The sequence below is a fragment of the Helicobacter japonicus genome (assembly GCF_000762845.2).
In the GTDB taxonomy this organism is placed as follows: domain Bacteria; phylum Campylobacterota; class Campylobacteria; order Campylobacterales; family Helicobacteraceae; genus Helicobacter_C; species Helicobacter_C japonicus.
In genome coordinates this window covers 109,605-136,281 of sequence record NZ_JRMQ02000004.1, presented here as the reverse complement: position 1 = coordinate 136,281, position 26,677 = coordinate 109,605, and the positions used below count along the sequence as shown (strand labels likewise).

At 35.4% G+C, this 26,677-nt stretch carries 25 protein-coding genes and 3 tRNA genes; 16 read left to right on the top strand and 12 right to left on the bottom strand.

The window, feature by feature from the left end:
• Nucleotides 1-229: 229 nt before the first annotated feature.
• From LS65_RS04640 to LS65_RS04615, 6 genes are all read right to left on the bottom strand, one after another.
• Nucleotides 230-1,285, bottom strand: a complete 1,056-nt coding sequence (locus tag LS65_RS04640) for a CNNM domain-containing protein (RefSeq protein WP_034360668.1) — start codon at nucleotides 1,283-1,285, stop codon at nucleotides 230-232.
• Nucleotides 1,286-1,293: 8 nt separating this feature from the next.
• Complete coding sequence (locus LS65_RS04635; protein WP_052060984.1) at nucleotides 1,294-2,274, bottom strand: CNNM domain-containing protein; 981 nt, start codon at nucleotides 2,272-2,274, stop codon at nucleotides 1,294-1,296.
• Between the two features lie 193 nt (nucleotides 2,275-2,467).
• Nucleotides 2,468-3,295 carry a hypothetical protein gene (locus tag LS65_RS04630; protein WP_236096627.1) on the bottom strand — a complete coding sequence of 276 codons (828 nt, stop codon included), beginning with the start codon at nucleotides 3,293-3,295 and terminating at the stop codon, nucleotides 2,468-2,470.
• Between the two features lie 55 nt (nucleotides 3,296-3,350).
• Nucleotides 3,351-4,592 (bottom strand): replication-associated recombination protein A, encoded by a 1,242-nt coding sequence (locus LS65_RS04625; protein ID WP_034360666.1) that lies wholly within the window; start codon nucleotides 4,590-4,592, stop codon nucleotides 3,351-3,353.
• Nucleotides 4,593-4,601: 9 nt separating this feature from the next.
• Nucleotides 4,602-4,964, bottom strand: a complete 363-nt coding sequence (locus tag LS65_RS04620) for a heat shock protein transcriptional repressor HspR (protein WP_034360664.1) — start codon at nucleotides 4,962-4,964, stop codon at nucleotides 4,602-4,604.
• 14 nt (nucleotides 4,965-4,978) lie between these two features.
• Nucleotides 4,979-5,866 carry a DnaJ C-terminal domain-containing protein gene (locus LS65_RS04615; RefSeq protein ID WP_138129773.1) on the bottom strand — a complete coding sequence of 296 codons (888 nt, stop codon included), beginning with the start codon at nucleotides 5,864-5,866 and terminating at the stop codon, nucleotides 4,979-4,981.
• 168 nt (nucleotides 5,867-6,034) lie between these two features.
• On the opposite strand from LS65_RS04615, the gene LS65_RS04610 reads away from it, so the two are divergent.
• The gene (locus tag LS65_RS04610) at nucleotides 6,035-8,971 is read left to right on the top strand and encodes a RecB-like helicase (protein WP_034362517.1); all 2,937 of its coding nucleotides are present in this window, start codon (nucleotides 6,035-6,037) and stop codon (nucleotides 8,969-8,971) included.
• Between the two features lie 89 nt (nucleotides 8,972-9,060).
• Here the strand turns inward: LS65_RS04610 and thiD are convergent, their stop codons facing one another.
• Complete coding sequence (gene thiD / locus LS65_RS04605) at nucleotides 9,061-9,915, bottom strand: bifunctional hydroxymethylpyrimidine kinase/phosphomethylpyrimidine kinase (protein WP_084707939.1); 855 nt, start codon at nucleotides 9,913-9,915, stop codon at nucleotides 9,061-9,063.
• Nucleotides 9,916-9,973: 58 nt separating this feature from the next.
• Nucleotides 9,974-10,654 carry a DedA family protein gene (locus LS65_RS04600; protein ID WP_034362518.1) on the bottom strand — a complete coding sequence of 227 codons (681 nt, stop codon included), beginning with the start codon at nucleotides 10,652-10,654 and terminating at the stop codon, nucleotides 9,974-9,976.
• A gap of 142 nt (nucleotides 10,655-10,796) precedes the next feature.
• Between LS65_RS04600 and LS65_RS04595 the strand changes: the two genes are divergently transcribed.
• The 9 genes from LS65_RS04595 (at nucleotide 10,797) to LS65_RS09925 (ending at nucleotide 18,848) form a co-directional block, all read left to right on the top strand.
• A complete protein-coding gene (locus LS65_RS04595) occupies nucleotides 10,797-11,444 on the top strand; it encodes a carbonic anhydrase (RefSeq protein WP_034362520.1) in 648 nt (215 codons plus the stop codon).
• Nucleotides 11,445-11,454: 10 nt separating this feature from the next.
• Complete coding sequence (gene kdsA / locus LS65_RS04590) at nucleotides 11,455-12,255, top strand: 3-deoxy-8-phosphooctulonate synthase (RefSeq protein ID WP_034362523.1); 801 nt, start codon at nucleotides 11,455-11,457, stop codon at nucleotides 12,253-12,255.
• 29 nt (nucleotides 12,256-12,284) lie between these two features.
• The gene (gene ribH / locus LS65_RS04585) at nucleotides 12,285-12,755 is read left to right on the top strand and encodes a 6,7-dimethyl-8-ribityllumazine synthase (protein ID WP_034362524.1); all 471 of its coding nucleotides are present in this window, start codon (nucleotides 12,285-12,287) and stop codon (nucleotides 12,753-12,755) included.
• 8 nt (nucleotides 12,756-12,763) lie between these two features.
• On the top strand, nucleotides 12,764-13,237 hold the full coding sequence (nusB, locus tag LS65_RS04580; RefSeq protein ID WP_052061118.1) for a transcription antitermination factor NusB: 474 nt from the start codon (nucleotides 12,764-12,766) through the stop codon (nucleotides 13,235-13,237).
• A complete protein-coding gene (gene pyrF, locus LS65_RS04575) occupies nucleotides 13,234-13,941 on the top strand; it encodes an orotidine-5'-phosphate decarboxylase (protein WP_034362527.1) in 708 nt (235 codons plus the stop codon). Before nusB ends, pyrF begins: the two co-directional genes overlap by 4 nt.
• Nucleotides 13,942-14,043: 102 nt before the next feature.
• Nucleotides 14,044-14,877, top strand: coding sequence for a pantoate--beta-alanine ligase (gene panC, locus LS65_RS04570; RefSeq protein WP_034362529.1), 834 nt, complete (start codon nucleotides 14,044-14,046; stop codon nucleotides 14,875-14,877).
• An 8-nt stretch (nucleotides 14,878-14,885) separates the two neighbouring features.
• A complete protein-coding gene (locus LS65_RS04565; protein ID WP_034362531.1) occupies nucleotides 14,886-16,124 on the top strand; it encodes an Opr family porin in 1,239 nt (412 codons plus the stop codon).
• Nucleotides 16,125-16,210: 86 nt separating this feature from the next.
• Entirely contained in the window at nucleotides 16,211-18,385 is a 2,175-nt protein-coding gene (gene feoB, locus LS65_RS04560; protein ID WP_034362532.1) for a ferrous iron transport protein B, read from the top strand.
• Nucleotides 18,386-18,410: 25 nt separating this feature from the next.
• Nucleotides 18,411-18,848 (top strand): hypothetical protein, encoded by a 438-nt coding sequence (locus LS65_RS09925; protein WP_052061119.1) that lies wholly within the window; start codon nucleotides 18,411-18,413, stop codon nucleotides 18,846-18,848.
• Between the two features lie 41 nt (nucleotides 18,849-18,889).
• Here the strand turns inward: LS65_RS09925 and LS65_RS04550 are convergent.
• From LS65_RS04550 to LS65_RS04540, 3 genes are all read right to left on the bottom strand, one after another.
• Nucleotides 18,890-18,966, bottom strand: a tRNA-Arg gene (locus LS65_RS04550).
• A gap of 17 nt (nucleotides 18,967-18,983) precedes the next feature.
• Nucleotides 18,984-19,060, bottom strand: a tRNA-His gene (locus LS65_RS04545).
• Between the two features lie 19 nt (nucleotides 19,061-19,079).
• A tRNA-Pro gene (locus tag LS65_RS04540) sits at nucleotides 19,080-19,157 on the bottom strand.
• A 152-nt stretch (nucleotides 19,158-19,309) separates the two neighbouring features.
• Between LS65_RS04540 and LS65_RS04535 the strand changes: the two genes are divergently transcribed.
• From LS65_RS04535 to LS65_RS04510, 6 genes are all read left to right on the top strand, one after another.
• The gene (locus tag LS65_RS04535; RefSeq protein WP_034362533.1) at nucleotides 19,310-20,071 is read left to right on the top strand and encodes a TSUP family transporter; all 762 of its coding nucleotides are present in this window, start codon (nucleotides 19,310-19,312) and stop codon (nucleotides 20,069-20,071) included.
• 75 nt (nucleotides 20,072-20,146) lie between these two features.
• Nucleotides 20,147-20,587 (top strand): DUF1104 domain-containing protein, encoded by a 441-nt coding sequence (locus LS65_RS04530; RefSeq protein WP_034362535.1) that lies wholly within the window; start codon nucleotides 20,147-20,149, stop codon nucleotides 20,585-20,587.
• Nucleotides 20,588-20,649: 62 nt separating this feature from the next.
• Nucleotides 20,650-21,324: a response regulator transcription factor gene (locus LS65_RS04525; protein ID WP_034362537.1), complete on the top strand. Its 675-nt coding sequence runs from the start codon at nucleotides 20,650-20,652 to the stop codon at nucleotides 21,322-21,324.
• 22 nt (nucleotides 21,325-21,346) lie between these two features.
• The gene (locus LS65_RS04520; protein WP_034362539.1) at nucleotides 21,347-22,588 is read left to right on the top strand and encodes a sensor histidine kinase; all 1,242 of its coding nucleotides are present in this window, start codon (nucleotides 21,347-21,349) and stop codon (nucleotides 22,586-22,588) included.
• Nucleotides 22,589-22,657: 69 nt separating this feature from the next.
• A complete protein-coding gene (locus LS65_RS04515) occupies nucleotides 22,658-24,127 on the top strand; it encodes a replicative DNA helicase (protein WP_034362541.1) in 1,470 nt (489 codons plus the stop codon).
• 42 nt (nucleotides 24,128-24,169) lie between these two features.
• Nucleotides 24,170-25,426 carry a ComEC/Rec2 family competence protein gene (locus tag LS65_RS04510; protein ID WP_236096626.1) on the top strand — a complete coding sequence of 419 codons (1,257 nt, stop codon included), beginning with the start codon at nucleotides 24,170-24,172 and terminating at the stop codon, nucleotides 25,424-25,426.
• On the opposite strand, the gene LS65_RS04505 is transcribed toward LS65_RS04510, so the two are convergent.
• Nucleotides 25,421-26,677, bottom strand: coding sequence for a nucleotide sugar dehydrogenase (locus tag LS65_RS04505; RefSeq protein ID WP_034362544.1), 1,257 nt, complete (start codon nucleotides 26,675-26,677; stop codon nucleotides 25,421-25,423). The two genes, LS65_RS04510 and LS65_RS04505, sit on opposite strands and share 6 nt — an antisense overlap.

Genomic DNA, 26,677 nt, shown 5'->3' with positions numbered 1-26,677 from the left:
AATCTTGTTTTATGCTTATGTATTTGAGTATATGAAAAATAATCCAAACACAAGGCAAAAAAGCAAAGATAAATGCAAAAGAACTAAAGAGCATAGAGAACCTTTATGGGAGAATAAAAAATGTTATCAAGTTTTTATTAAATTGTATTAAAAGCTAAGAATATTATAGCATTTATTGGTAAAGGTAAGATTAAAGCAAAGATTGTGGGTGATAATTGAAAATACAAATTTACTCACCTTGTTTAAGGTGAGTAATATATTTTAAGCGATAGCCTTTGATTTTATCTCTCGCAAGTTTTTGCATATCCGCAGTTGTATCAAATTCATCAATAATTTCTTCGCCTAAAAGTGTCTCAATCACATCTTCTAATGTTACAATACCAACAAATTGTCCATAAGTATCCTGCACAATAAAAAGTTTATCTTGCCCGTGAGTAAAGAGATTGAGAAGACTCAAAACCGAGAGATTAGGGGGGATAAGATGCACGGGTAGCATAATCTCTATGAGTTTTTTATTTTTTTCTTTTTTGACACCTTCTTCTAAAATATGCTGTGCAGATACAATGCCGATGATATTGTCAAGCGTTTCTTCATAGATAGGGATAAGTGTGTGATGGTAAATGCCCTCAATCTCTAATACCTCTTTAATTTCTGCATCGTGTGGAAGTGTAAAAACTACACTACGAGGTGTTAAAATATCAATAGCTTGGTATTTTTTGAGTTCAAGAAGATTCTCAATAATGCTTTCTTCACGCGCACTGATTGAGCCTTCTTTGTAGCCAATTTGACTTGCTGCAAGGATTTCTTCGCGACTTATAGCATTGCTGTTTGTTTGTGGTTTGATAAAACGCGTGATAATCTTTGCGATCCACACAAATGGAAAAGTAACTTTGAGAAGATAGTGAATGCTTAATGTAACAATAGGTGCAAAATTTTTCCAATAAGTTGCTCCTAAGGTTTTAGGAAATATTTCACATACATAAATCAGCACAAGTGTAAGAAGCACCACTCCAAAAGTTTGCCATTCTAAGCCAAAGATATGTGCTATTTCAATACCAACACCTGTAGATGTGGCTGTAACGCCAAAAGTATTAAGCACTAAAATTGCTCCTTCTGCATCATCTACATTATTTTTTAAATATCTTAAATATCCCCCAATAGTGGGATTTGTTTTTTCATAGCTTGCAACATATGAGGGTGTGATAGAGAGAAAAACAGATTCCATAATTGAGCATACAAAACATACAATAATGGCTATTGTGCAGTATAAAATAAGCAATCCCATAATCTCTCCTATTTGTTTTGTGTGCTTTTAGTTTGGATATCACCCACACTAAGAGTGGCGTGTATTACATCATCAAGGCTTACAATTCCCACAAGTTGTTCTTTTTTATTTATGACCACGAATAAATGTTCTTTTTTACTGATGAATTTCTCTAAAAGGTCAAGTAGATTAAGATTCTCATCTACTCGTGAAATTTGTTTTGCGAAATCTTTGAGTGGTTTTTTCTTTTTTTTGTCAAGCATTGCTCGTAAGATATTTTTGCGATATGCAACCAAGCAAATATTATCGAGTGTATTTGAGTAAAGCGGAATGCGTGAGTATTCATGTTTGTTTGTAACTTTGATAGCTTCTTTGATTGTCATTTCTTGATCAAGTGCAAAAATTTGTTCTTTTGGTGTCATAATGTCTTTGACATTTAAGGATTTTTGTGCGATTAAATGTTCCAAAATATCACCTTCTAGCTCATTAATCGAGCCACTTTGTTCCCCCAACTCCATTACAGCCAATACTTCATCGCGACTCATTTGATTTACAGATTTATTTTTGATTGATTGTGTAATAGCGCGTGAAATATATACCAAAGGAAAAGTAATCCAATATAAAGCTAATATTATATAGCACGCGGGAAAAATAAGTGTTTTCCAATAAATTGCTCCAATGGTCTTAGGCACAATTTCGGAAATATACAAAATGCTTATTGTCATCACAAAGGCTACTATGCCTTCCCACGCTTCACCAAATACTCTAATTGCTTGCACGCCTACGCCTGCTGCACCTACGGTATTTGCAAAAAGATTCACAATGAGAATTGCTCCAATAGCATTATCAATATTGGCTTTAAGAAATTGTAGAATCTTACCATTTTTTGGGTGAATCTTAGAGTGGCTCTCCATAAAAGGTGGTGTTACGGAAAAAAGCACTGCTTCTAAAATTGAACAAATAAAAGAAACACTAATTGCAAATAAAAAATAAGCGATAAGCAACCCCATCTAAAACCATATCCTCTTAAAATTAATTTGAAGTTGAGAAAGTAGATAAATAAAGTTAAGTATTGTAGCATAATGTGAAAAATACGCTAGTTTTTTATCTGAATTTTGTATAGATTCTAAAATTTCTCTTTGTATAGGTTTATTTTTAGAATCTATTGTTGAGAGAGGTGATATTTTCTTAAATTTTAGCTTTTTAAAGAGGCATTAGCTCTGATTTTTTTGTTGCATCAAGGAATATATACCCAAAAGAGAGGGAGAGACCGATAAAGAGATTATCTCCTTTTTCTCTAATGTGTCGCCCTTGCAAGGCATAATACTTAACAAAGGGTGCAATAGCAAGTTTTTTATAAAATTTTGTATCAAGTCGTATTTCCATTTCAAGTTGATAGAGAGGGTTATAAGTTTCAGGTGCAGAGCTATATAGATAGTAACGAAAGTTTGTGTAGTAGTAAAATTTTGAATGCGCATTAAATTTATACTCTAATTTGACACTACCCTCCCAGCCATAGTTTTCAGCTGCGGTGCTTCGAGCAAAATCTTTTTCAGTAAAAATATTGAGATGTAAATCTTTAAGATAAACTCCATCAAAGATTTTCATACCAGCATTTAAGCGTGTAATTTGTCGTTTATTTTCAAATCCACTCTGATAACTTCCCTTAACAAAAGGACCTATTTCGAAGCCTCCTGCAAATGTGGGGACATACCAGATTCTATGTGTATAGTCTGTGGATAGGAGGATTCTATCAAGTGTAGTGTTATCAATGCGTTTATTATCAACATTAAGGATAGTGCGCCCATATTCTGCAAGAGAAGAGTTAAATATTACATAGCGGGGTGCATAAAAATCAAGCCCCAAATCAAAATGTCCTTGAGCGATAAATTGAGAATCTCCGCTAATGCGACTATCCGAAAAATCTGCATATTCATTTTGTCCTTGTATTGAGGTGGAGCTAATATTTGTGGCAATTCTTTTGAGTTCAATATGCCAACCGCGTTTATCAGGATTCACATCAATTCCCACCCCATATCCTCTTGAAATGCAAAAGAGAAAGAATAGGGGTATTATACAAAGGCGACTATTCATTATTATGCTCATCTTTTGGTTCTTGTTTGATTTTTGAAAGCCATTCATTGAGTGTTTTTTCAAAACCTTTTGTGGTAGATTCTACAAAATGTAAATCTTCTGCATCGTGGCTTTGTGGGAGATAGTTCTGCTCTACATAGCCTCCAAAATTATGTGGATAGAGATAATGTGTAGAATAAGGCATAATATGTTCTGGCACTTCAAGCACCACGCCATTTTTAATTGAATCTAAAGCCTTATTGATTGCATTATAAGCCGTATTGCTTTTTGGTGATGAGGCAAGATAAATGACACATTGAGAGAGGATAATGCGTGATTCGGGATAACCAATCTTGCTTACAGCAAGCATAGTGCTTGTGGCAAGATTGAGTGCATTTGGATTTGCATTACCAATATCTTCGCTTGCCAAGATTACAAGTCGCCGTGCGATAAACTCGGGATTTTCATTCCCAGCGATAAGTCGAGCTAAATAATAAATACTTGCTTGCACATCACTTCCTCGGATAGATTTAATCAATGCGCTAATAAGGCTATAATGGCTCTCTGCCTCGCTTGCACCATCGTGCAGGGCAAAGGGGCGTAAGGATTGTAAAGATTCAAGAGTGATATGATTTTCACCCGTGCTTAATGTTGCATCAAGGAGGTTGAGTAATGCACGAGCGTCTCCTGCACTAGATTGGATAAGATACTCTCTTGCTTCTTGTGTAATATGAATATTTTTGTGAAAGTGATTTTTCACATATTGTATGCCACGCGTAAGAATAGAATCTAAATCAGTGAAGCAAAGAGGCTTAAGCTCAAAGAGAAAGCTTCGTGAGCGAATCGCATTTGTCAGGGAGGCAAATGGATTATAAGTGCTTGCCCCAAAAATAATTGCGCTATAAGATTCCATAATTGGTAAAAGCACTTCTTGCTGTGTGCGATTTAAGCGATGAACTTCATCAATAAAAACAAGTGGTTGATATAAGCTCCCTTCATAACCCTTAATGAATTGACGTAGTTCTTCGATTTTAAAACTTGTAGCATTATATGTGGCAAATGGCTTTTTTAGCTCCTCTGCGATGAGTTGTGCGAGTGTTGTTTTGCCTACACCGGGAGGTCCATAGAAGAAACAATGCGTAATAGCATTATTTTTTAACATTTTAAAAAGAGGACTTTTGGGTGAGAGAATATGCTCTTGGGCAATAAAATCCTCTAGTGTGGTGGGGCGGAGTAGTTGGGCTAAATTAAACAAGAGATAACTTTATTTTTTTTGAAATACGATAATCTCATAAGAGCTTTGCTGTGTCTGCAAAATATTGTTTTTACCTTGATGTTTTGCCAAATCTTCACGCAAATCACCAGTCATTTTATCAAGCTCATCAAGTTTTTCTTTAAGGCGCAGGATAATATCTACTCCTGCAAGATTCACACCCATATCACGTGTGAGCTTCAAAATTGTTTTGATTTTATCTATATCACGTTGTGAATATAGGCGCATTTTCCCATCGGTGCGTCCGGGTTGGATAAGCCCCTCTTTTTCGTATTGTCGTAGAGTTTGAGGGTGGATTTCTAGAATCTTTGCTACAACACTAATAAGATAAACGGGTTCATCATAACTATACATAGGCACTCCTTTAATTACACAAGCTGTTCTTTAAGCATTGTTTGTAGTTCCTGACTTAAGCTGTCTGTATGAGGTAAGATAATGTTTGCCTTGACATAGAGATCGCCTATAATATTTGTTTTGCGATTTTTAATACCTTTGCCTTTAATGCGGAATCTTTGGTTATTTTTGGTATTTGTGGGAATAGTGAGTGTTACATCACCATAGAGTGTAGAAAGGGTAACTTTTCCTCCAAAAAGCGCAGTTTTGAGTGGAATATCAAAGCTTTTAGACAAATCATCTCCATTGCGTTCATATTCTTGTGATGAGGCAATTTGCACCTTAAGGAGCAAATCACCACTGCGTCCATTATGTGAGTTTCCTTTACCTTTAAGGCGGATTGTCTCACCATTTTTGATGCCAACGGGTATTTTGATATTAAAACCCCCATTTCTTCCATTATAGTGATAGCTTCCACCAAGTGCTGCACTTTCAAATGGAATCTGAATACTATCTTCAATATCAAGATTTGGTGCATTAAAATCATTAAAATCAAAACCAGCATTGCCCCCACCAAAACCACCAAAGTGGAATCTACTTCCATTTCCTGTGCCAAATCCACCTTGACCAAAGAGCGAAGAGAGTAAATCATCAAGATTCACATTGCTTCCCTGTGAGCGGGAGAAGTCGTGAAAATTCTGTCCGCCAAACATTGAATCACCAAAGCGGTCATATTGTGCCTTTTTGTTTTCATCGCTTAGCACTTCGTAAGCGGCATTGACTTCTTTAAATTTTTCTTCTGCTCCAGGGTCTTTGTTGATATCTGGGTGGTATTTGCGTGCAAGTTTGCGATAGGCTTTTTTAATCTCCTCATTTGAAGCATTTTCGCTAATTTCAAGTGTGTCGTAAAGACTTTTTGACATTTTATAGCTCCTTTAAAAAATAAGTATAAATGATAAATTTAAGTGTTATTGTATCATAAAAGTTTAGTAAAGTATAGTCAAGGTTTGTATTTTGCTAAAAAATATTGTTTTTAAGCTTTTAACTATTTAAGGTATAATACACTTAAAATATATATTTAAAGGATATAAGTGGCAACACATAAACAGGCGCAATTTTTAGCCCTCAAGGCTTCAGCAGGGAGTGGCAAAACCTTTTCTCTTGCCTTGCGTTTTATATATCTACTTTTTTGTGGTGCAAATCCGCATCAAATTCTTACACTTACCTTTACTCGAAAAGCTTCAAATGAAATGCGCCATAGAATCCACGACCATTTGCATACTTTAAAAATATGTCTTGCTGATAATACCTACCAAAATAATATCATCTATAAAGATTTACACGAAAAAAAAGGATTAAGTCATCAAGTGCTTAGTCAAAATATTGAGAAAATCTATGCAAACTTTATGCAAAGCAATCCACGCATTACAACTATTGATTCATTTTTCCACACAATTTTGAAAAAATTTTGTTGGTATGTTGGAGTATCGGCATTTTTTGAAGTAGGAACTATAGATTCCTATGCGATAAATGAAGCCTTTTTGCACTCTTTGAATACAGATGAAATCGATAATCTCACACAATTTTGTTTTAAGCACAAAATGAATGTTTCTAGCTTTTTAGACTTTTTGCACCTCCTTTCAAAATTTCCCACGCAGGATATTAAGAACGCACTAGAAGATGGTTTACAGCCTATTAGTCTTAGTTTTGAAGAGATTGATGATGAGATTAGAATGAGAATGGAACGCATTAATGAATATATCCAGTCTGTTGAGAAAGGACATAAAACATTAAAAAAAGGTTTTTTAAAAACAAGTGCGAAAGAGCTTATAAAAAGCCCTACTTACATTTTGCAATGGAGAGAGCATACTTTTTTTGCCAACTATGATTTAAGTGCATTTGACACTGTGCGTGAGGAGATTTTAGGTCTTCTTAAAATATATTTTGTGAAAAAAGAGCAAGATGTACTTCATTTAATCCGCGGGTATCTTTTGCGTTTTGATAGATTTAGGCAGCAACAATCTCGGCTTGAAAATTATTTGAGTTATAATGACATAATGCTTAAAAATCACGAGCTTTTGATACGCAATATTGATCGTGAATTTTTCTACTTTCGACTTGATGATAAAATCACCCATATTTTGCTTGATGAGTTTCAAGATACAAGTATTACACAATATCAAATACTTAAACCAATTATTGATGAGATTAAATCTGGCGATTCGCGCAAGAATATTGATGAAAAAAGCCTTTTTGTTGTAGGTGATGAGAAACAGAGCATTTATATGTTTAGAGGGAGCTTCACAGGGGTATTTGAAGAAGCCACTATAGATTTAGAAAAAGAGAATCTCCCTTATAATTTCCGCTCAAAGCCACGTGTGATTGATTTCAATAATCGTGTATTTGAGAAATGCTATCCTGCTTATGTCCCTAGCCAATGCCCTAATGATGATATACAGGGTGGATATGTGCGTGTGCTTGAAAGTGCAGAAGATTCTCAATCTTTGCAAGAGCAGGTTTATACGGAGCTTCAAGCTTTATTACAAAAAGGTGCAGATGAAGATAATATCGCAATTTTAGTATTTCAAAACAAAGATGCTGTTTATTTAAAAGATTATATTAATGCGCAAAATCCACATATTAACATCGTAACACAAAGCAGTATGTCGCTTTTTGCTAAAAAAGAGGTGAGACTTATTCTTAATGCACTTCAATACATCAACCTACTACGTGCTAAAGCCAAAATAATAGAGAATCCTTTAGAGTCTGTAGGGACTTTGCGAGAGGTGAATAATGCGCTCAAGCTTTATGAAAAACAAATATGTAAATTGCAAGGCAAGGCATATATGGATTCTGCTGATGCAATAGAGCAACTTGCCCCATTAGCCTTGCTTACCTCTGTGCGTCCTTCTCAAATTGTGCTTGCTTTGATTGAAGGATTTAATATTGCTAATAGCACGACTATGCGCTTTTTGGAGCTTAGCTGTGAATATGTGAGTATTGATGAATTGCTTGAAATAGAATCTAAGATTCAATGTGATGCCCCCACACAAAGCAATAAGGGTGTAAAAATTATGACGATTCATAAATCTAAGGGCTTAGAGTTTGAATATGTGATTGTATGTGATAAAATGAGTGATCCACAAAATGATACAGATAAGTTTGTGTATGCCTATGATGGGTTAAAAATGGGGCGTATATATTATAAGCATACGGCGCGTGAAAGTTTTGATTGTGAGTATAAAGAAGCATTGGAAGCATATCGCAAACGTGTAGAACAAGAATCTATTAATGTGCTCTATGTGGCTTTTACTCGTGCAAAATATGGCTTAAGTATTGCACCAAGAAAAAGCAAATCCACAAAGCAAGATTCGCAAAAAAATAATTCAAGTTTTGCAAAACTTGAATTAGAATCGGTATGTGATGATTTGCCACAGCTTAGCTCCATAAATCAACAAGAAATCTCAACAAGTCAAAAACCAATTAATGTGCTTCAGTCATTGCAATATTTTGGGCGTCAGAGTGCATTTATTAGACAAGAAAAAGAGCAAAAATATAGAATCTTTGAGAGTGATAAGTGGCATAATGTTATCTTTGGAACGGCTTTGCATAGCGTGTTTGAAATGCACTTAGGCTATGGTATGAGCAGAGACAATATATATCATATCGTGCTTAATCGTTATGGTTTTGCTTTAACTCACGAGAGTATTACACAGGTGCTTGCATATGCGTTTAATTGTATGCAAAATCCGCTTTTTACTGCGCTTCTTATGGGTAAAGAGGTTTTATGCGAGGTGAGTTATATTATAGAATCTTGTCTTTATCGTATAGATACGCTTGTGTATGATGAGAGAGAGTGCTTTGTGCTTGATTATAAAAGTAGCACAGGACATCAAGAAGAACAAGAAGAGCAAGTAAGGGGCTATATGCACTTTTTGGATACTTTTTATAATAAAAACAAATATGTGCGAGGATTTATTATATATCCACTCAAACAAGGCAGTGAGCAAATAAAAGAAGTGATATGATTTTTTAAGGCAAAGATTCTCTATGTCGTATTTCACAAGAAATATGAGGATTATCACTATTGAGCCTCTTATCTTTATTTTGCAAATATCTACTTATAAAAATGGTTTGTCGGACCATTGCCTTTGCCAAGATTGAGAGAATATAAAATTGCATTAAAGACATATTCTTTTGCCCTTTGTATCGCGCTTAGGCTATCAAAGCCTAGAGCAAGATTACAAGCAATAGCTGAGCTTAGCGTGCAACCTGTGCCGTGTGTATTTTTGGTGTTGATTTTAGGCGATGGTAAGATATGGAAGTCTTTCCCATTATAAAAAATATCATCAGCATTCTCTTTGCTATGTCCGCCTTTGAGCAAAATAGCTTTTGCTCCCATATTATACAAGCATTGAGCTGCTTTTTTCATATCTTGTATATTATGTATATCAAATCCGCAAAGCTCTTGTGCTTCTGGGATATTTGGTGTTAGCACATCACATAAAGATAGAATCTTTTGCTTAAAATGATTGCGGATTTTTTGAGGCATAAGAGGAAAGCCATTTTTAGCAAACATTACAGGGTCAAGCACGATATTTTGTGGCTTATAAAAGCGTAGATTATTTGCGATGCAGTCTATAATAGCACTTGAGCCAAGCATTCCTATCTTTGTAGCACAGGGCGGAATATCCTCAAAAACTGCTTCTATCTGCTCATTAATAGCACTAATAGGCACATCATAGCTAGAAATCACCCGTGAGGTATTTTCAGCTACCACACTTAAAATCACGCTCATACCAAAGAGTTTATGCGCACTAAATGTCTTTAAATCCGCTTGAATCCCAGCTCCACCACTGCAATCACTCCCCGCAATAGTGAGGATAGGGATAGCACATTGTGTTTGAGGTTCTAATATACGAGATTCTGAATCTTTGGCTTTATTTTGTGAAAGAGGATTAGGGGTATTCATAATATATTCCTATGGTTTTGTCGTTTTAGTATCGTGTCTATTTGTTGCATAGCTAGTCCTACCTCTTTTTTGTTTTTATGCGCCAATAGCCTACATAGGCTATAACACATATAATTACAAAGCCTAATGTGTATAGCCCTGCTTGTTTGACAATATTTTTAAGCTCTATTTCTTCCTCTGTCAGTGAGATAGAAGTAAAAGCGTGAATAATAGAATCTATATCCATTTGTGTGAAAATTGCTCCTGCATAATAGCCTATAAATGTGAGAATAACAACCCAAATCCCTGCGCCAAGGGAAGTATATATACAAAATTTGGTGAGATTCATTCTAGCAAGCCCAGCAGGAAGGGAGATATATTGCCTTACTATTGTAATGAGCCTTCCCACAAAGGTGCTGATTGGTCCGTGTTTAATGAAAAACGTCTCTACTTTTTGCATTGTTTCTTCTGTAAAAAAGACATATTTACCATAGCGGATAAGAAATTCTCTTCCTAGTTTTAATGCAAGATAATAATTAAATAAAGCCCCAGCAAGCGAGCCACCTATCCCACAAAGCACAGCAATAATGGCATTCATTTCACCCTTAAAAACTAAATATCCAGCAGGTATCATTACAACTTCAGAGGGAAAGGGGAAAAAGCTAGATTCTAAAAACATCATTATAAATATGCCTACATAGCCTAAAGTGCCTACAATTTCTATAATCATATTAATAATACTACCGAGCAATTCTCCCAATTTTTACTCCTTAAAATAGATAAATCTTTTATTTATATCTTGTCATTATTTTAGTTTGATATAATATCTTAGTATATTTAACTTGTTATAGATTATAGAATCAACTAAGTTGCAAAGCTAAGATTTAAGGGGTATAAAACCTATGAAGGAATTATTTGAAGGGGCAATCAAGTTTCGCGAAGAAGACTTTAATGAACATAAAGAATTATATGAAAGCCTTAAAAAAAAGCAAGAACCGCATACATTGCTGATTACTTGCACAGATTCTCGTGTTGTGCCAAATCTCATTACAAATACATTACCGGGTGATTTATTTGTCATACGCAATATGGGGAATCTTGTCCCACCTTATTTGGGGAAAGATAAAGGCATACGTGGAGGATATTTGGCAACGACTTCAGCAATTGAGTATGCACTAAGTATTTTAAATATTAAAAATGTCATTATTTGCGGACATAGCGACTGTGGGGCTTGTTCTGCGATTTATGAGGATTCACAAAAGCTTGATAACGCACCATATGTAAAAAAATGGATAGAGCTTTTAGATCCAGTTAAGCAAAAAGTAGATGAACTAAAGCCGAGTTCAAAGGCAAAACGCACTTGGCTTATGGAACAGATGAATGTCGAGCATCAGCTTGAGAATCTAATGACTTATCCATTTGTGGAAGAAATGTTTGATAGGGGAGAGCTTAATGTCTATGGTTGGTATTATATTATTGAAACAGGAGAGATTCTTAATTATAATATGATAAAGCGAGAATTTAAGCCAATTAATAAAATTAAATCATAAAGGAGAAAAAATGATTTTGATGAGCGGACCTTGTGTCATTGAAAGTTATGAAGCCCTAAGTGCGGTAGCACAAGCACTCAAGCCTTTAGCAGATAACCCTCACATTGATTTTTATTTTAAGGCAAGTTTTGATAAAGCAAATCGCACAAGCCTTGATAGTTATCGCGGACCTGGATTGGAAAAAGGACTTGAATTACTCTCGGAAATTAAAAAACAATTTGGATATAAGATTATTACTGATATACACGAAAGCTATCAAGCAAAACATATTGCAAAGGTAGTGGATGTAATACAAATCCCTGCATTTTTGTGTCGTCAAACTGATTTGATTGTTGAAGTAGCAAAAACAGAGCGCATTGTGAATATCAAAAAAGGGCAATTTATGAATCCAGCTGATATGAAACATAGTGTTTTAAAGGCAATCAAAACGCGTGGAGGCACAGAGGCTACATATGAGCAATCCCAAAAATATGGTATATGGCTTACAGAGCGAGGAAGCACCTTTGGTTATGGGAATCTTGTCGTAGATATGCGCTCACTTGTGATAATGAGAGCTTTTGCACCCGTGATTTTTGATGCAACTCATAGTGTGCAAATGCCTGGTGCTGCAGGAGGTAAGAGTGGAGGTGATAGCTCATTTGTGCCATATCTTGCTAAAGCTGCTGCTGCTGTGGGTGTAGATGGATTTTTTATGGAGACACATTTAAATCCAAAGGAAGCTTTAAGTGATGGACCAAATATGGTGCAGACAAATACACTTATCTCGCTTATAAGGCAGTTACAAGATATTGAGAATCTAAGCAAATCATAAATGATTTTAAATCTACTAAGGAGCAGACAATGAATGTTATTGAGGGTAAATTACAACTTATGGGTGATGAAAAAATTGCAATTATTAGCTCTCGCTTTAATCATCTTATCACTGATAGATTGGTAGAGGGAGCAAAAGATTGCTTTTTGCGACACGGCGGACGCGATGAATTGCTTGATTTGGTGCTTGTACCTGGCGCGTATGAAATACCTTTTGCATTACAGAAGATTCTATCACAGGGTGAGTATGATGGCATTTGTTGTTTGGGTGCAATAATACGAGGTTCTACACCACATTTTGATTATGTGAGTGCAGAGGCGACAAAGGGTATCGCAAATGTTACGCTTAAATATGGTGCGCCTGTAACTTTTGGTGTTTTGACTACTGATAGTATTGAACAAGCTATTGAGAGAGCAGGGACAAAGGCTGGAAATAAAGGTTTTGAAGCAATGGCAGGACTTATTGAGATTATCAACCTCTATCGTAAAATTGGAGCTTAAGAAAATCTATGGCGACACGCACACAAGCAAGAGAAGCAGTTATTGGTATGCTTTATGCCTATGATTTAGGGAATGAAAATATTACACAGATTGCTCGAAGTATGCTTGAGGAAAAAAAGATTAAAAATAAACAACAAGATTTTGCTTTTTCACTTTTGCAGGGTGTAATAGGGCATTTAGACGAGATTGATAGAGTGATTGCACCTTATTTGAATGAATGGGATTTTTCACGACTTGGTGGAATGGAGCGCGCTATGTTAAGACTCGGAGCTTATGAGATTTTATATACACAAACAGATACGCCTGTAGTGATAAATGAAGCAGTTGAGCTTGGCAAACTCTATGGAGGCGAGGATAATGCACCTAGATTCATAAATGGTGTGCTTGATACACTAAGCAAAGCATACAGAGCTGGAAGAGTAAGTATAGATTCTATAAATGTGCAAAGTAGAGCAGATGATTTGGCAAGGGATAGGCGATGAAACTCTGCATAGCCCTTGATAATCCATATTTGCAAGATAATCTTACTTTGCTTCAGTCATTAAATATTCTTTCTCAAGCACAAAAGCGCAATATATGGCTTAAGGTGGGCTTAAGAAGCTTTATTCGAGATGGTATCAGGGGCATAGAAATGCTTAAGAAATACGGGGATTATAGAATCTTTCTCGATTTGAAGCTATATGATATTCCAAATACAATGCTTGATGCGATTGCAGAGTGCCAAAAAATTGGTGTTGATATGCTTACCATACATACAAGTTGTGGTTTCGAGACAATGAGGGTTATTGCAGATATAAAATGTAAGAGTGCAAATATGCCTTTAATTGTAGGAGTGAGCGCACTTACAAGTTTTGACAATAGCGAGTTTATGGAGATTTATAATGCTTCACTTTTTCCACACACACTTAAACTTTCAAAATTAGCTTATCAAGCAGGAATCGATGGGGTAGTATGCTCTGTGTGGGAGAGTTTAGCAATAAAAAAAGCAACTGAAAATAGATTTTTAACAATTACACCCGGTATTCGCCCATTTGGTGAGGAGAGTAGCGACCAAAAGCGTGTAGCAACCTTGCAAGAAGCTAAAGAAGCAATGAGCGATTTTGTGGTAATTGGACGCCCGATTTATAAGGCTGAAGAGCCGCTTAAAATGGTAGAGAAAATACTTAATATTGAGTGTATGCGATGAGTGTAGATTGAAAAGGGCTGTAAAATTTGAGATATTGCAAAAACAATCAATAAAAAATAAAAAAGAAGTATTGCTAGAATGGATAAAGATAAAGGAGGAGAGATGAATCTTATACAAAATGTCTCGCAGATGAGAGATTATCGCTCAAGCCTTGCTCAAAATAATCAAAGTATAGGTTTTGTGGCAACAATGGGTGCGCTTCACCAAGGGCATTTAAGTCTTATACAAACTTCTTTAGCACAAAATGACTATACTATCGTATCAATTTTTGTGAATCCTACGCAATTTAGCGAAAATGAGGATTTTGGTGCGTATCCTCGCACACTAGAGCAAGATTTAGCTTTATGTGAAAAAGTAGGTGTGAATGCAGTATTTGCACCAAATACACAAGATATGTATAGCACTGATGAAATAAGTTTTAATCCTCCTTGTAAAATGGGCTATATTTTAGAGGGATTTGACCGCCCCACGCATTTTGCAGGGGTTTTACAAGTAGTTTTGAAGCTCTTTCATCTTATTATGCCCCATCGTGCATATTTTGGGCAAAAAGATGCGCAACAGGTATTGATTGTTCAAAAAATGGTAAAAGATTTATTTTTACCTATAGAGATTGTGCCTTGCCCTATACAAAGAGATAATGATGGATTGGCTCTAAGCTCACGCAATATTTATTTAAGCGCAGCTGATAGGGAAAGAGCATTATGTATCCCTCATACAATTATGTGTATTAAAGATGAGATACAAAAAGGACAAACTGAAATAGCGCATTTACGTGCTCTTGCTTTAGAGGGTTTGGAAAGTATGGATAGAATCTTCTATGCAGATTTTTATAATCATTCTTTAGAAAACCTAACTCAAATTGTAAGCGGAGATAGTATATTTTTGGTGGCAGTCAAAATTGGGCAAACACGCCTTTTAGATAATTTATGGATTTAGGTAGGGATATGTATAGAAAAATCATTTTAATCATTGTGATGTATGGAAATATATGGGCTTATGATAGCATTGATGAGGCTTTAGAAAATGGTGTTTCAAGCGGAGATATTACATTTTATGGAAGTTATACAAATGGTATAGATTCTATAAATAAAGCTAAAAATGATTTAAATGAATCTGGCTATATGGTAGGTTCTGTGGGTTTAGCTTATCATTCTGCTTTTTGGAAATATCTACGTGTTGCTGTGAGTTTTCGTGCAGTTGGGATATTATATGAGCAAGATAAAGATTCGCAATGGAGCAGCAATGCGCTTTTAAATAATCCGGGAAGATATGGGAATGGAGATGCTTCAAGGGATTTTTATATGAATGACCGCACAATGCTCGGGCAGTCTTATATAGAATATTTTGATGGTAATACAAGCATTAAGGTGGGGAGAGTCTTTGCAGATTCTGAATGGGCAGATAGGCTTATAGATGGTGTGAGTGTGCGTAATCGTTCTTTGCCTAATGCATTGATAGAAGCATTATGGGTAAAAAATAATGGCTATGTGCAGTATAACAAAATGACAGGATTTTATAATGTAAATCCTCATAGCTCATTAGGGCTTACACAGGCAAGTTTTAAATATTATATTGGTGAAAAATTTGATGTGAAGTTTTATGGCATTGCTAATCCATCAATTTTTTATGCCGCTGGAGTAAAAGCAAGTGCGCGATATGAAAGCTCACAATCCTATATTGGTTTAAGTGGGCATTTTGCGACAAGTTTTGAGCAAACTTATGGCAGACTTAATGGTGAAAATGGAAATGGATATAACACTGATATTAAAGTATATGTGGGTGTTAAAGATATGGCTGAAGCAAGTGGAGGTTTTATAAGTAGTGGTGCAAATGTTGGCTGGGGTTCTCTTAATACACTTGGTAATAACATAAGTCCATTTTTTATGTGGGGTGGAAGAGCGTTACTTGAAGGTGTTGATGCGAGTTTGTGGTATGGTAAAGTGATGTTTGCCATTGATAGAGTGAGTTTCGCAGTAGTTTATGGTAGCACGAAGTTTCGAAGCGTAAGCGTTGATAATCTGCAAAATCCCTATGATAGAGTAAATGAGGTGAATCTTTTGGTTGATTTTGGATTTACAGAACATTTAAGCGCACTTTTAAATATATTAAATACTCACGGAGGAGCACAGAGATACTATCCACATACTACAAATGTAAATCTTGGTATGAAGTTAGCATTTTAAAAGTAATTAAGAATAAATATTAATTTTATTGACTTCAGTTTTAAACTAAGCTAAAATGTTGCTCTAAAATCAAAGTAGGATATAGAATGAGACCAATTAGGATTGTATGTGTAGGGCAGCCAAATGTTGGGAAAAGTTCATTAATTAATAAAATCTGTGGTGTGCATTTAAAAGTAGGAAATTTCACAGGTGTAACGGTTGAAAAATCCGAAGCGCAACTCACTTATAAGGGTTACAATCTGCAAATTATTGATTTGCCTGGCATTTATTCGCTTAATGATTATTCACTTGAAGAGCGTCTTACAAAGCATTTTTTAGAAAATGAAGAATATGATGTGATTTTAAATGTGCTAGATTCTACAAATTTGGAGCGATGTTTATTTCTTACCACTCAGCTTTTGGAGCTCAATACTCCTATGTGTTTAGCCTTAAATATGAGCGATGAGGCAAAAAAGGAGGGCATTAGCATTGATAATACGCTTTTAGGGGAAATATTAGGCGTAGAATGCGTAAGTGTGTCGGCTTTGCGTGGAGAGAATCTGCAATCCTTGCTTGATGCAATCATTAATGTTGCCACTCTCGCTCCTAAAGCAAGTAAGCGTGTTTATGCAGATTTTTTAGAAGAAGAAATTGGAAATTTGCACACATTTTTGGCTCAAAAACATTATGATGATGTAGAGAGACTATTAGAAAAGAAACATAAAGGCTTACAGAGTTTGCGTGATGTAGCCATTAAACTTCTTAAACAAGATAGTTTTATAAGCCAAGCTTTGCACGATAAAGGGTGTTGGGTAGAATTAAGCGAATACACACAAAAGTGTATTCAAAGGTTGTATGCCCAAAGTGGTGAAAAGAATGTGCGTGATATTCTTAATAATGATGCGCTTAGTTTCGCAAAAGGTGCAAGTATGGAATCTAGTTGCTTAAGTGCGCCTACAAAGCCATCTATCACACAAAAAATTGATACTTTATTGCTGAATAAATATCTTGGAATCCCTATTTTTCTACTTTTGATGTGGCTTTTATTTCAGGTTACTTTTTATATAGGAGAGTTTCCGAAAGTGTGGATTGAGGAGGGTGCAGCAGATATTGGTGCGTGGATTGAGGAGCATTTACCCTATGAATTTCTTGCTTCTTTGCTCTCTGGAGGGATTATTGCAGGGGTTGGAGCAGTATTGAGTTTTTTACCTCATATTTTAATACTTTTTTGTGGAATTGTATTTTTAGAAAGCACTGGATATATGGCACGAGTTGCGTTTTTGCTTGATGGATTCTTTCATAAATTTGGCTTACACGGCAAGAGTTTTATACCTCTTGTAACAGGTTTTGGTTGCTCTGTCCCTGCATATATGAGCACACGAATGCTTAAAAATCGTAATGATAGAATGCTCACACTTTTTATTATTAATTTTATGAGTTGTGGTGCGCGTTTGCCTGTTTATACACTTTTTATTGCTGCTTTTTTTGCTCCACAAGTAGCTGGAAATGTGTTGTATGGAATCTATATTTTTGGCGCACTTGTGGGTCTTTGTATGGCAAAGATTCTAAAGCTTACTGCATTTAAAGGCGATGATGAGCCTTTTGTAATGGAAATGCCTAAATATCGTTTGCCTACTTTAAGACTCATAGCTTTTAGTGTATGGCATAAAGCAGTAAGTTATGTAAAAAAAGCAGGGACTTTTATTTTGCTTGCTTCTGTAATTATTTGGGTGGGGACACAATTTCCCAAAAATTCAGTTTTAGAGGAACAGATGGCACAATCAGTGCAGATTCTAAAAGAGAATATGAAATTTACGCAGGAAAATGACGCATTACAAGATGAAATTGATGAAATCTATCATAACTATCAAGCAGCTTTAGTGGAGCAGAGCTATCTAGGGCGCATAGGGCAATTTATTCAGCCTATATTTGCACCTATGGATTTTGACTGGAAACTTTCTGTTTCACTTCTTAATGGACTTTTAGCAAAGGAGACAATTATTTCAAGTATGGGTGTATTATATGCACTTGGCGATGATATAGATGAGGATAATACTACGCCATTGCGCGATGTGCTCCAAGAGCATATTAGTCTGCCTAGCGCGATTGCATTTATTTTGTTCATTATGTTTTATAATCCTTGTTTTGCGGCAAGTATTGTCTTTGGCAAAGAAGCGGGTGGAAAGCGATATATTGCATATTTATTTATTTTTACAAGCGTGGTATCGTATATATTTGCGCTTTTTGGATATGCCCTAACATATTTTTTATTAGAGTATTAACTTAGAATCTACTCAAAGGAAAAGCTTGAAAATCCCTCTCTATTCAAATTTAAAAGCAAAGCTAGAATCTAAAGGATTAGATCCTATTATAAGTGGGCAAGTTGCGTGGTTTAGTAGTAGTATTATATATGGGATTGTATGCGCGCTTTTTTTAAAGTTTTATAATTTTATAAGTGGTATAGAATTGTTATTTTTTGGACTTTCAATAGTTTTGTTCTTATCTTTTTTATATAAATCCACTTTAATAATTTCATTTTACGCTCTTTTAAGTATTATTTGTGTTTTATTTGTTGGCGAAGCATCGAGTATTATGTTTATTGTTTTTTTTGCTTTATTTTTGTTTTGTGTCATAAGCTTTATATTAGTAAAAAAAGCAAGATATGATGTATTTATGTTTGTGGTTTATTTATGTATGTGGTTAGGGTTTATTTTTTTATTTTTTCATCTATATATTAGGTTATGAATGTATTTGGGTAGATAAATGATAAGAATGTGAATCTTGCGTGGCACGCCCGAAGGGAGTCGAACCCCTAACCCCCAGATCCGAAGTCTGGTGCTCTATCCAATTGAGCTACGAACGCGTAAGTGTAAAAAGTAATGGGGTGGGAGATGGGGCTCGAACCCACGACCCTCAGAGCCACAACCTGATGCTCTAACCAACTGAGCTACACCCACCATAATGAAAGAAAAAGAATGGTCGGGGCGAAAGGATTCGAACCTTCGACCCCTTGGTCCCAAACCAAGTGCGCTAACCAGACTGCGCTACGCCCCGACATAAAGGGCGATATTATAATACAACCCTCATTTTTTGTCAAGGATTCCAAAAAAGTAAAGATGATTTAGAATTTGCTTTTAAGAAATGCTTGTGCTTTATATTGCAAAATGTTGTTATAATATAATGAGATGCAAAGATAAAGGATACAAATGGAGATAGATATAAGTCTCTATACGCTTTTTGCTTTGATAATAGTTGCATTTATAGCCGGTTGTATTGATGCCATAGCAGGGGGAGGAGGTATGATTACAATCCCAGCTCTACTTATGGCAGGAATCCCTCCACTTGAAGCACTTGGGACAAATAAGTTTCAAAGCAGTTTTGGCAGTTTTGGTGCAAGTGTGCATTTTTATAAACGAGGACATATTGAGCTTAAAAAACATTTACCTTTTGTGGTTGTCGTATTTTGCGCTTCTATGTTGGGGAGTCTTTGTGTGCAAAGTTTTGAATCTACATTTTTGCGTAAATGTATTCCCTTTTTATTGATTGTTTTTGCGCTTTATTTTCTCTTTGCACCAAAAATTACGCAAGATTCACATCGTGCGCTTGTGGGAGCATTTCCTTTAGGTATAGTGCTTGGAGCAATTGGTTTTTATGATGGTTTTTTTGGTCCGGGAACGGGCTCGTTTTTTATGTTAGCTTTTATCGTGCTTGGTGGGTTTAATATATTACAATCACTTGCGCACGCAAAATTATTAAATTTTGCTACAAATCTCGCTTCTGTGCTTATTTTTGCATTTAGCGGGAAGATTCTATGGATAGTGGGGTTATGTATGGCATTAGGGCAGTTTGCAGGTGCAAATCTTGGCTCACATCTAGCTACTTTTTATGGTGTGCGCCTTATTAAGCCTCTTGTAGTTATTGTATCACTATGTGCGTGTGCTAATCTTCTCTATAAGGAATATTTTTAATTCACTTTGATTTCATACTTTTGCTATAAGATTCTTCAATCCGTAGGGATAAATTTATTTCAAAAGGAGTTTGTGATGAAATATACAGGCATCAAGCTTTGCGTAATGGTTATAGCTTGTGGTGGTTTGCTTTGTGGCACACTTAATGCAGCAGATTTTAGTAAAAAAAGCGATACAGATTTGATTAAGCTCTCTGGTGTTGTAAAGGTTGAGGATTTCCCTGATTATAAGATTGAGGTTACAAAGCGACTTAAGAAAAAATCAAGTAAAGATGCACAAGATTTTAGAGAAAAACTCAAGATTCAATACGAGAAAGCTACCGAAAATATGAGTGTAAAAGAATTAAGGGCGTATAAAAAGGCAACACACGAAGCAATGGAAAAACGCATTTCATCAATGAGTGTGCAAGAACTTAAAGAGAGCGGGTTAAAGGAATATAGAAATTCTCCTAAATGTTCTATGGACGAGAAAAATCATAAAGATAAGAAACATAAAAAAGAGAAAAAAGATTCATAAAGGACTTAAAAACTCTTGCTCCTTGATATAAGGGGTAAGATTTAAATACAAGGAAAAGAAAAATGTCAGCAAGGATTTTGTTACTCGAAGATGATTTTGTTCTCTCAGAGATTCTGCTAGAATTTTTAGAGGAGCAGGGTTATAGTGTGCAATTGTATGATAATGCCAAAGATGCAATTAATGCAATTTATGAGCAGTATTTTGATTTATGGATTCTAGATGTGAAAGTGCCTTTTGGTAATGGTTTTGATATGCTTAAAGAATTGCGAGAGAGCGGAAAGGATACACCAGCAATTTTTATCACCTCACTCGATAGAATTGATGATGTTCAAAATGGTTACAAAGCAGGTTGTGATGATTATTTGAAAAAGCCATTTGAGCTTTTAGAGCTTAAATATCGGATAGATACATTACTGAAACGTTCATTTTCACACACGCAGCAAGATTATATAACTTTGCCTAATGGTTTTAAATTTGGCATTCTCACGCAATTGCTCTATGATAGCACGGGTGCGATTATACCTCTTACACAAAAGGAGATTCTCCTTTTGTCTCTGCTATTACAACATAAAGGGCAGTATGTGAGTCAAGATATTATTTTTGAGACATTATGGGAGTTTAATCAAGAGCCCAGCGAGATGAGTTTGCGTGCTTATGTAAAAAACTTGCGAAAACTTTTTGGTAAAGAGAGCATTATGAATCAACGCGGATATGGCTATTGCTACAATGCAAATTAGACTTGTACATTTGGGGTAAATGATGGAAAATTCAAAAAAAGCAATTCTTAAAATTTTATGCCTTTATCTTGGCACAACAGGAATATTTTTGTGTGTTTTTTTTGGGTTTTTTTATATGAAAGAAAAGCGTCATCTTTTCGTGCAGCAGGTGAGTAATTTACGTGAGGTGAGCCTTGAAGTTTATGATATTTTGTATATGAATAAAGATGATTTGCCCACTGCACTAGAGCAAATTGAGACACATATCACCCACCCTTTGAGAATCTACAATCGTAAGGGGCAGGTTGTGTATGATACGCTTAGCACTACGCTTAGTGAGGAGGAGATAAAAAGAGGTATCGCATTTCGCGGAGATAAGGTGATTATAGAACCAGCAATGCACGAGCATTTTCCAAAATTTCAATCAAATAAAGAGGAGAAGGCACAACAAAAAAGTGAATATGACACACCTTTATCAAAGATTCACAAAAAGCCTCGCTATCAAGTATTTATACAAGATACTAGCTTAGATTCTCAATTTTTCTTTGTGCGAGTCAAACTTATTTCGTATTTTCTTTTGTCTCTTTTTGGTATAGGAATTGTCGCGTATTTTTTGGTGCGCCTTTCACTTAAGCCTATGCAAGAAAAAATCAATTCACTTAATAGTTTTATTAAAGATTCTACACACGAGATTAACACACCTTTAAGCATTATTTTAATGAGCATTGAGACTTTACAAACTGATAATCTTACCCCAAATCAGCTACAAAAAATAGAACGTATTAAACTTGCCTCAAAGAATTTGAATCGTTTGTATAGGGATTTGGTAACCTATAACTTTCCTCACGCTATAAGTGATAAAAATGAGAACCTTGCTCTTCATTCTCTTTTGCGGGAGCGTTTAGGGTATTTTACACCTTTTTTTGAGCAAAAATGTATTCAAGTTCAAAGTGAGATAGAATCTAGCCATATTGTCGCAAGTGCAGAAAAAATGAGTTGTGTGATTGATAATCTTTTAAGCAACGCAATTAAGTATAATAAAAAAGGTGGCAAGATTTGTATTGTCTTAAAAGAGGGTTATTTATGTATAAGTGATAGCGGTTGTGGTATGTCTATGGAAGAGAGCAAAAAGATTTTTGGACGTTATGTGCGGTGTAATGACTTTCAGGGTGGCTTTGGTATAGGATTGACACTTGTTAAGCGTATTTGTGATGAATATCATATTAGAATTGAAGTGAAAACTCAAGTGGGGCAGGGTAGTAGTTTTACGCTTTTATGGAATTAAAGTTTTCAAATTTAAGTGTAAGGATAATAAAAAAAAGTAAAATAGCACTTTGATTTGAAGGAGTGTGATATGCAAGAGCCTATTATTATGATTGAAAAAATTGTTCTTTCATCAATTTTTTTCTCTCCGGAAAAATTTGAAGAAATTGCCGCAGAAATTAAAGCCGATGATTTTCTCCTCCCCTCTCATCGTGATATTTTTGAAATGTGTGTTTATTTGAGTAAAAATAATCTCCCTATTGAAAGTGAGATATTATTAAGCAAAAAACCTCCACACAAAAAAATCACACAAGAAGAATTGCTTGAGATTCTCGCACTTAATCCAATCGCAAATATTGAAGCATATATAGCTGAAATTAAAGAGGCAAGCATAAAACGCGAGTTGCAGACTTTAGCAAACTTTTTGCGTGAAAAATCACTTGATAATAATCAAAATGCTACAGAAATTATTGATGAAGTGGCACGCAAACTTTCTGATGTGTCGCTTGGTAAGGCAGAAAGTAATGTGTATGGCGCAGAACAAATTGCAAGTGGTGTTATCGATTATCTCATCGAACTTAAAAATCGTGGTAATAATGTTGTGGTGGGGCTTGATACAGGTTTTAGGGAGCTTAATCGATTGACGACAGGGTTTAATAATGGGGATTTAATCATTATTGGTGCTCGACCATCAATGGGAAAAACGACTTTTGTTTTGAATCTTGCGCAGCATATTTTAGACTCACATAAGGGTGTGGTGATTTTTAGTCTTGAAATGCCTTATTTACAGCTTGGTATGAGAATGTTAAGCGCGAAAGCTTCTATTGCTTTGCAGAATTTGCGCACTGCAAATCTCACAAATGAAGAGTTAAGCAAACTTACTGAAGTAGCGGACAAAATGGCACTCCAACCACTTCATATTGTTGATGCGTCTTCTTTAAGTATTGCACAACTCAAAGGAAGTTTGCGCCGATTAAAAAGACAGCACCCTGAAATTAGTATAGCTATTATTGATTATTTGCAGTTGATGAATGGGGGCAAGGGTGAGCAGAGCAAGCAATTAGAGATTGCTGAAATTTCACGTGGGCTTAAGATGTTAGCGCGTGAGCTTGAAATGCCTATTGTTGCACTTTCCCAACTTAATCGTCTTTTGGAAAGCAGAGATGATAAACGTCCTACTCTTTCGGATTTACGAGATTCTGGGGCGATAGAGCAAGATGCCGATGTAATTTTATTTTTATATCGTGAGGATATTTATAAGAAACGTGAAGATAAAGAGCGATATGCAAGGTTAAAAAAAGAAGGCAAGGAAAAAGATTTTAAACCTGAACATCAAGAGCGTGAAATTGAACCTACTGAAGTTATTGTTGCAAAAAATCGTAATGGTGAAGTAAAAACTATTGAGATTCAATTTAATAAACGTTATACGCGTTTTGAGGATAAACCAAAAGAAGCAGAGTATGATATGAGGGAGACAAGCATTGATGGTGAGGTTTTTATGCAGCAAATGCAACAAAATAGAGAATCTGATCCACAAGTTGAAATGCCAAATATTTTTTAAATCGTGCAAGATTCTCTTAAACCCAACCATTCCCCCTTTAATGTGGAGCTTTTTAGTTCTAGGGGGCAGTGGGCTATTTTTATATGTATTTGTGCTTTTGTATTTGCAGTGAGTATTTTGCAAGAATATCGCTCTTATACGCATTTTACTGCTCCACAAAATACACAAGAGATTTACGCACAAGTGCTTGCACAATACACGAAATACAAAAATGGCAAATCTTATCAGGTGTTAAAACTTAAAACAGAGCAAGGTGAGATTTTTTACACAACAAGCAAGGAGGATATCAAAGATCTCTCTCATCGTTTTGTAAGAATCTATGGTAAGAGATTAGAATGTTCTTTTGTGAGTTATTTGCAGCATTGTTTTTTTACCTCTTATTATATGTCTTTGCTGTCAAAGCGCGATTATAGGGATTTTTTACGCAAATGGATAGAGTCTCAACATACTGAACCTTTGATTGCTTCTTTGTATAAAACACTTTTTATGGCTGATTTTCTTCCAAAGCAGTGGAGAGATTTAAGCAATAAACTAGGAATTGCACATTTAATTGCTATTAGTGGATTCCATTTAGGGATTTTAAGCTTTGCACTTGGTGGGATTTTTACCCTCATATACAGAATCTTTCATCAAAAACTAAGTTATCGCAATAAATACTTTGATATAGGATTTGTTGTGTTAGCGTGTCTTTTTGTGTATCTTTTAGTGCTTGATTTTTCACCTTCTTTTTTGCGTTCGTTTGTGATGGCAGTATGTGGATTTTTAGTCGTGTATAGCGGGATTAATCTTGTGAGCTTTCGATTGCTTTTTGTTGTTGTATGTGTATGTTTGGCACTTTTTCCACGTTTAGTTTTTAGTATAGGCTTTGGGCTTTCTGTAAGTGGCGTGTTTTTTATTTATCTTTTTGTGCGCTATATCCCTTTATATCGTGGATTTTGGCAAAAAATGGGATATGCACTTTTATTTAATACACTAATTTTTGTAGATATGCTGCCACTTGTGCATTGGTTTTTTCCTTATTTTACGCCATTGTCTGCATTAAGTATTTTGCTTAGTTTGCTTTTTGTAATATTTTTCCCTGCTATGCTTATAGCACATATTGTAGGGCTTGGTGCTTTGTGTGATAGCTTTTTACAATGGGCTATGAATCTTAATTTGCATTCCATAGAATTTTATACGCCGTGGTGGTTTCTCTGTCTTTTTGCTTTATGTGCGATTGGGGCAATTTATATAAAAAAGTTGTATTATATGCTCCATATCTTGGGGTTTGGATTTTTTACTTATATGGCAATTCTATAAAAGTGTATGTGGAGTAAGTGTGTAGTAGATGTGCTGTTCTTTGGCAAAATCTGTGCGTTTAAGCGAGAGAAATGGAGTGTGTGGCACAGCAAGAAAAATGGCATCAAATTGCTTTGCAGGTAGAGATTTGATAAGTGAAATTTGATAATGTTTTTGCACTTGTTCATAGTTAGCAATAGGGTCATAAATATTTACTTTTGCACCAAATTCTTCAAGTTCTTTTTTTACAAGCGGGACTTTAGAATTGCGTATATCAGGGCAATTTTGTTTAAAAGTTATACCAAGTATGAGTATTCGCGCATTAAGCACTTGGATATGAGATTTTATCATTAGCTTAATGATTTTTTGTGCGATAAAATGAGGCATAGTATCATTAATAAGACGCCCAGAACTAATTACTTGCGGAATGTAACCAATAGCATTCATTTTATGCGTAAGATAGTATGGATCAACGCTTATGCAATGCCCACCAACTAAGCCCGGAGTAAAGGGAAGAAAATTCCATTTTGTTTTTGCTGCCTCAAGCACTTCAAGTGCATCAATATCTAAATAATCGCAAATCATACACATTTCATTGATAAAGGCTATATTTAAATCGCGTTGTGCGTTTTCGATGATTTTTGTCATTTCTGCAGTTTTTATTGAAGAAACACAATGCGTTCCTGCGGTAATAATTGAGGCATAGAGAGAATCTACAAAATGTGCTGCCTCTAGTGTGCTACCTGAAGTAATTTTACAAATCTGTGTGAGTGTGTGTGAGTTGTCGCTAGGATTTATACGCTCGGGTGAGTAACCAAGATAAAAATCTTGATTGCAGTAGAGTGATGAGGCATTTTCAAGTATATTTTTACATTCATTTTCTGTGCAGGTAGGGTAGGTTGTAGATTCATAAATAACAACATTCCCTTTTTGCAGCACTTTACCAACAATTTCACTTGCATAAAGGAGTGCAGATAAATCAGGGACTTTATATTCATCAATGGGTGTTGGCACACAAATGATATAGACATTTGCTTCTGCAATATCACAAAGTGTGCTACTTAAAAGACATTGAGATTCTAAAATTTCATTTTTTTGGACTTGCTGTGTTTCATCAATACCATCTTTGAGGGATTCTATACGTGTGGGATTAATGTCAAAGCCAATTGTGCGGTAATGTTTGCTTAATGCTATAAGCAGAGGCAATCCAACATAACCTAAGCCAATGACGGCAATATGTGCAGATTCTAATGTGGGAAGTGATGCTATCAT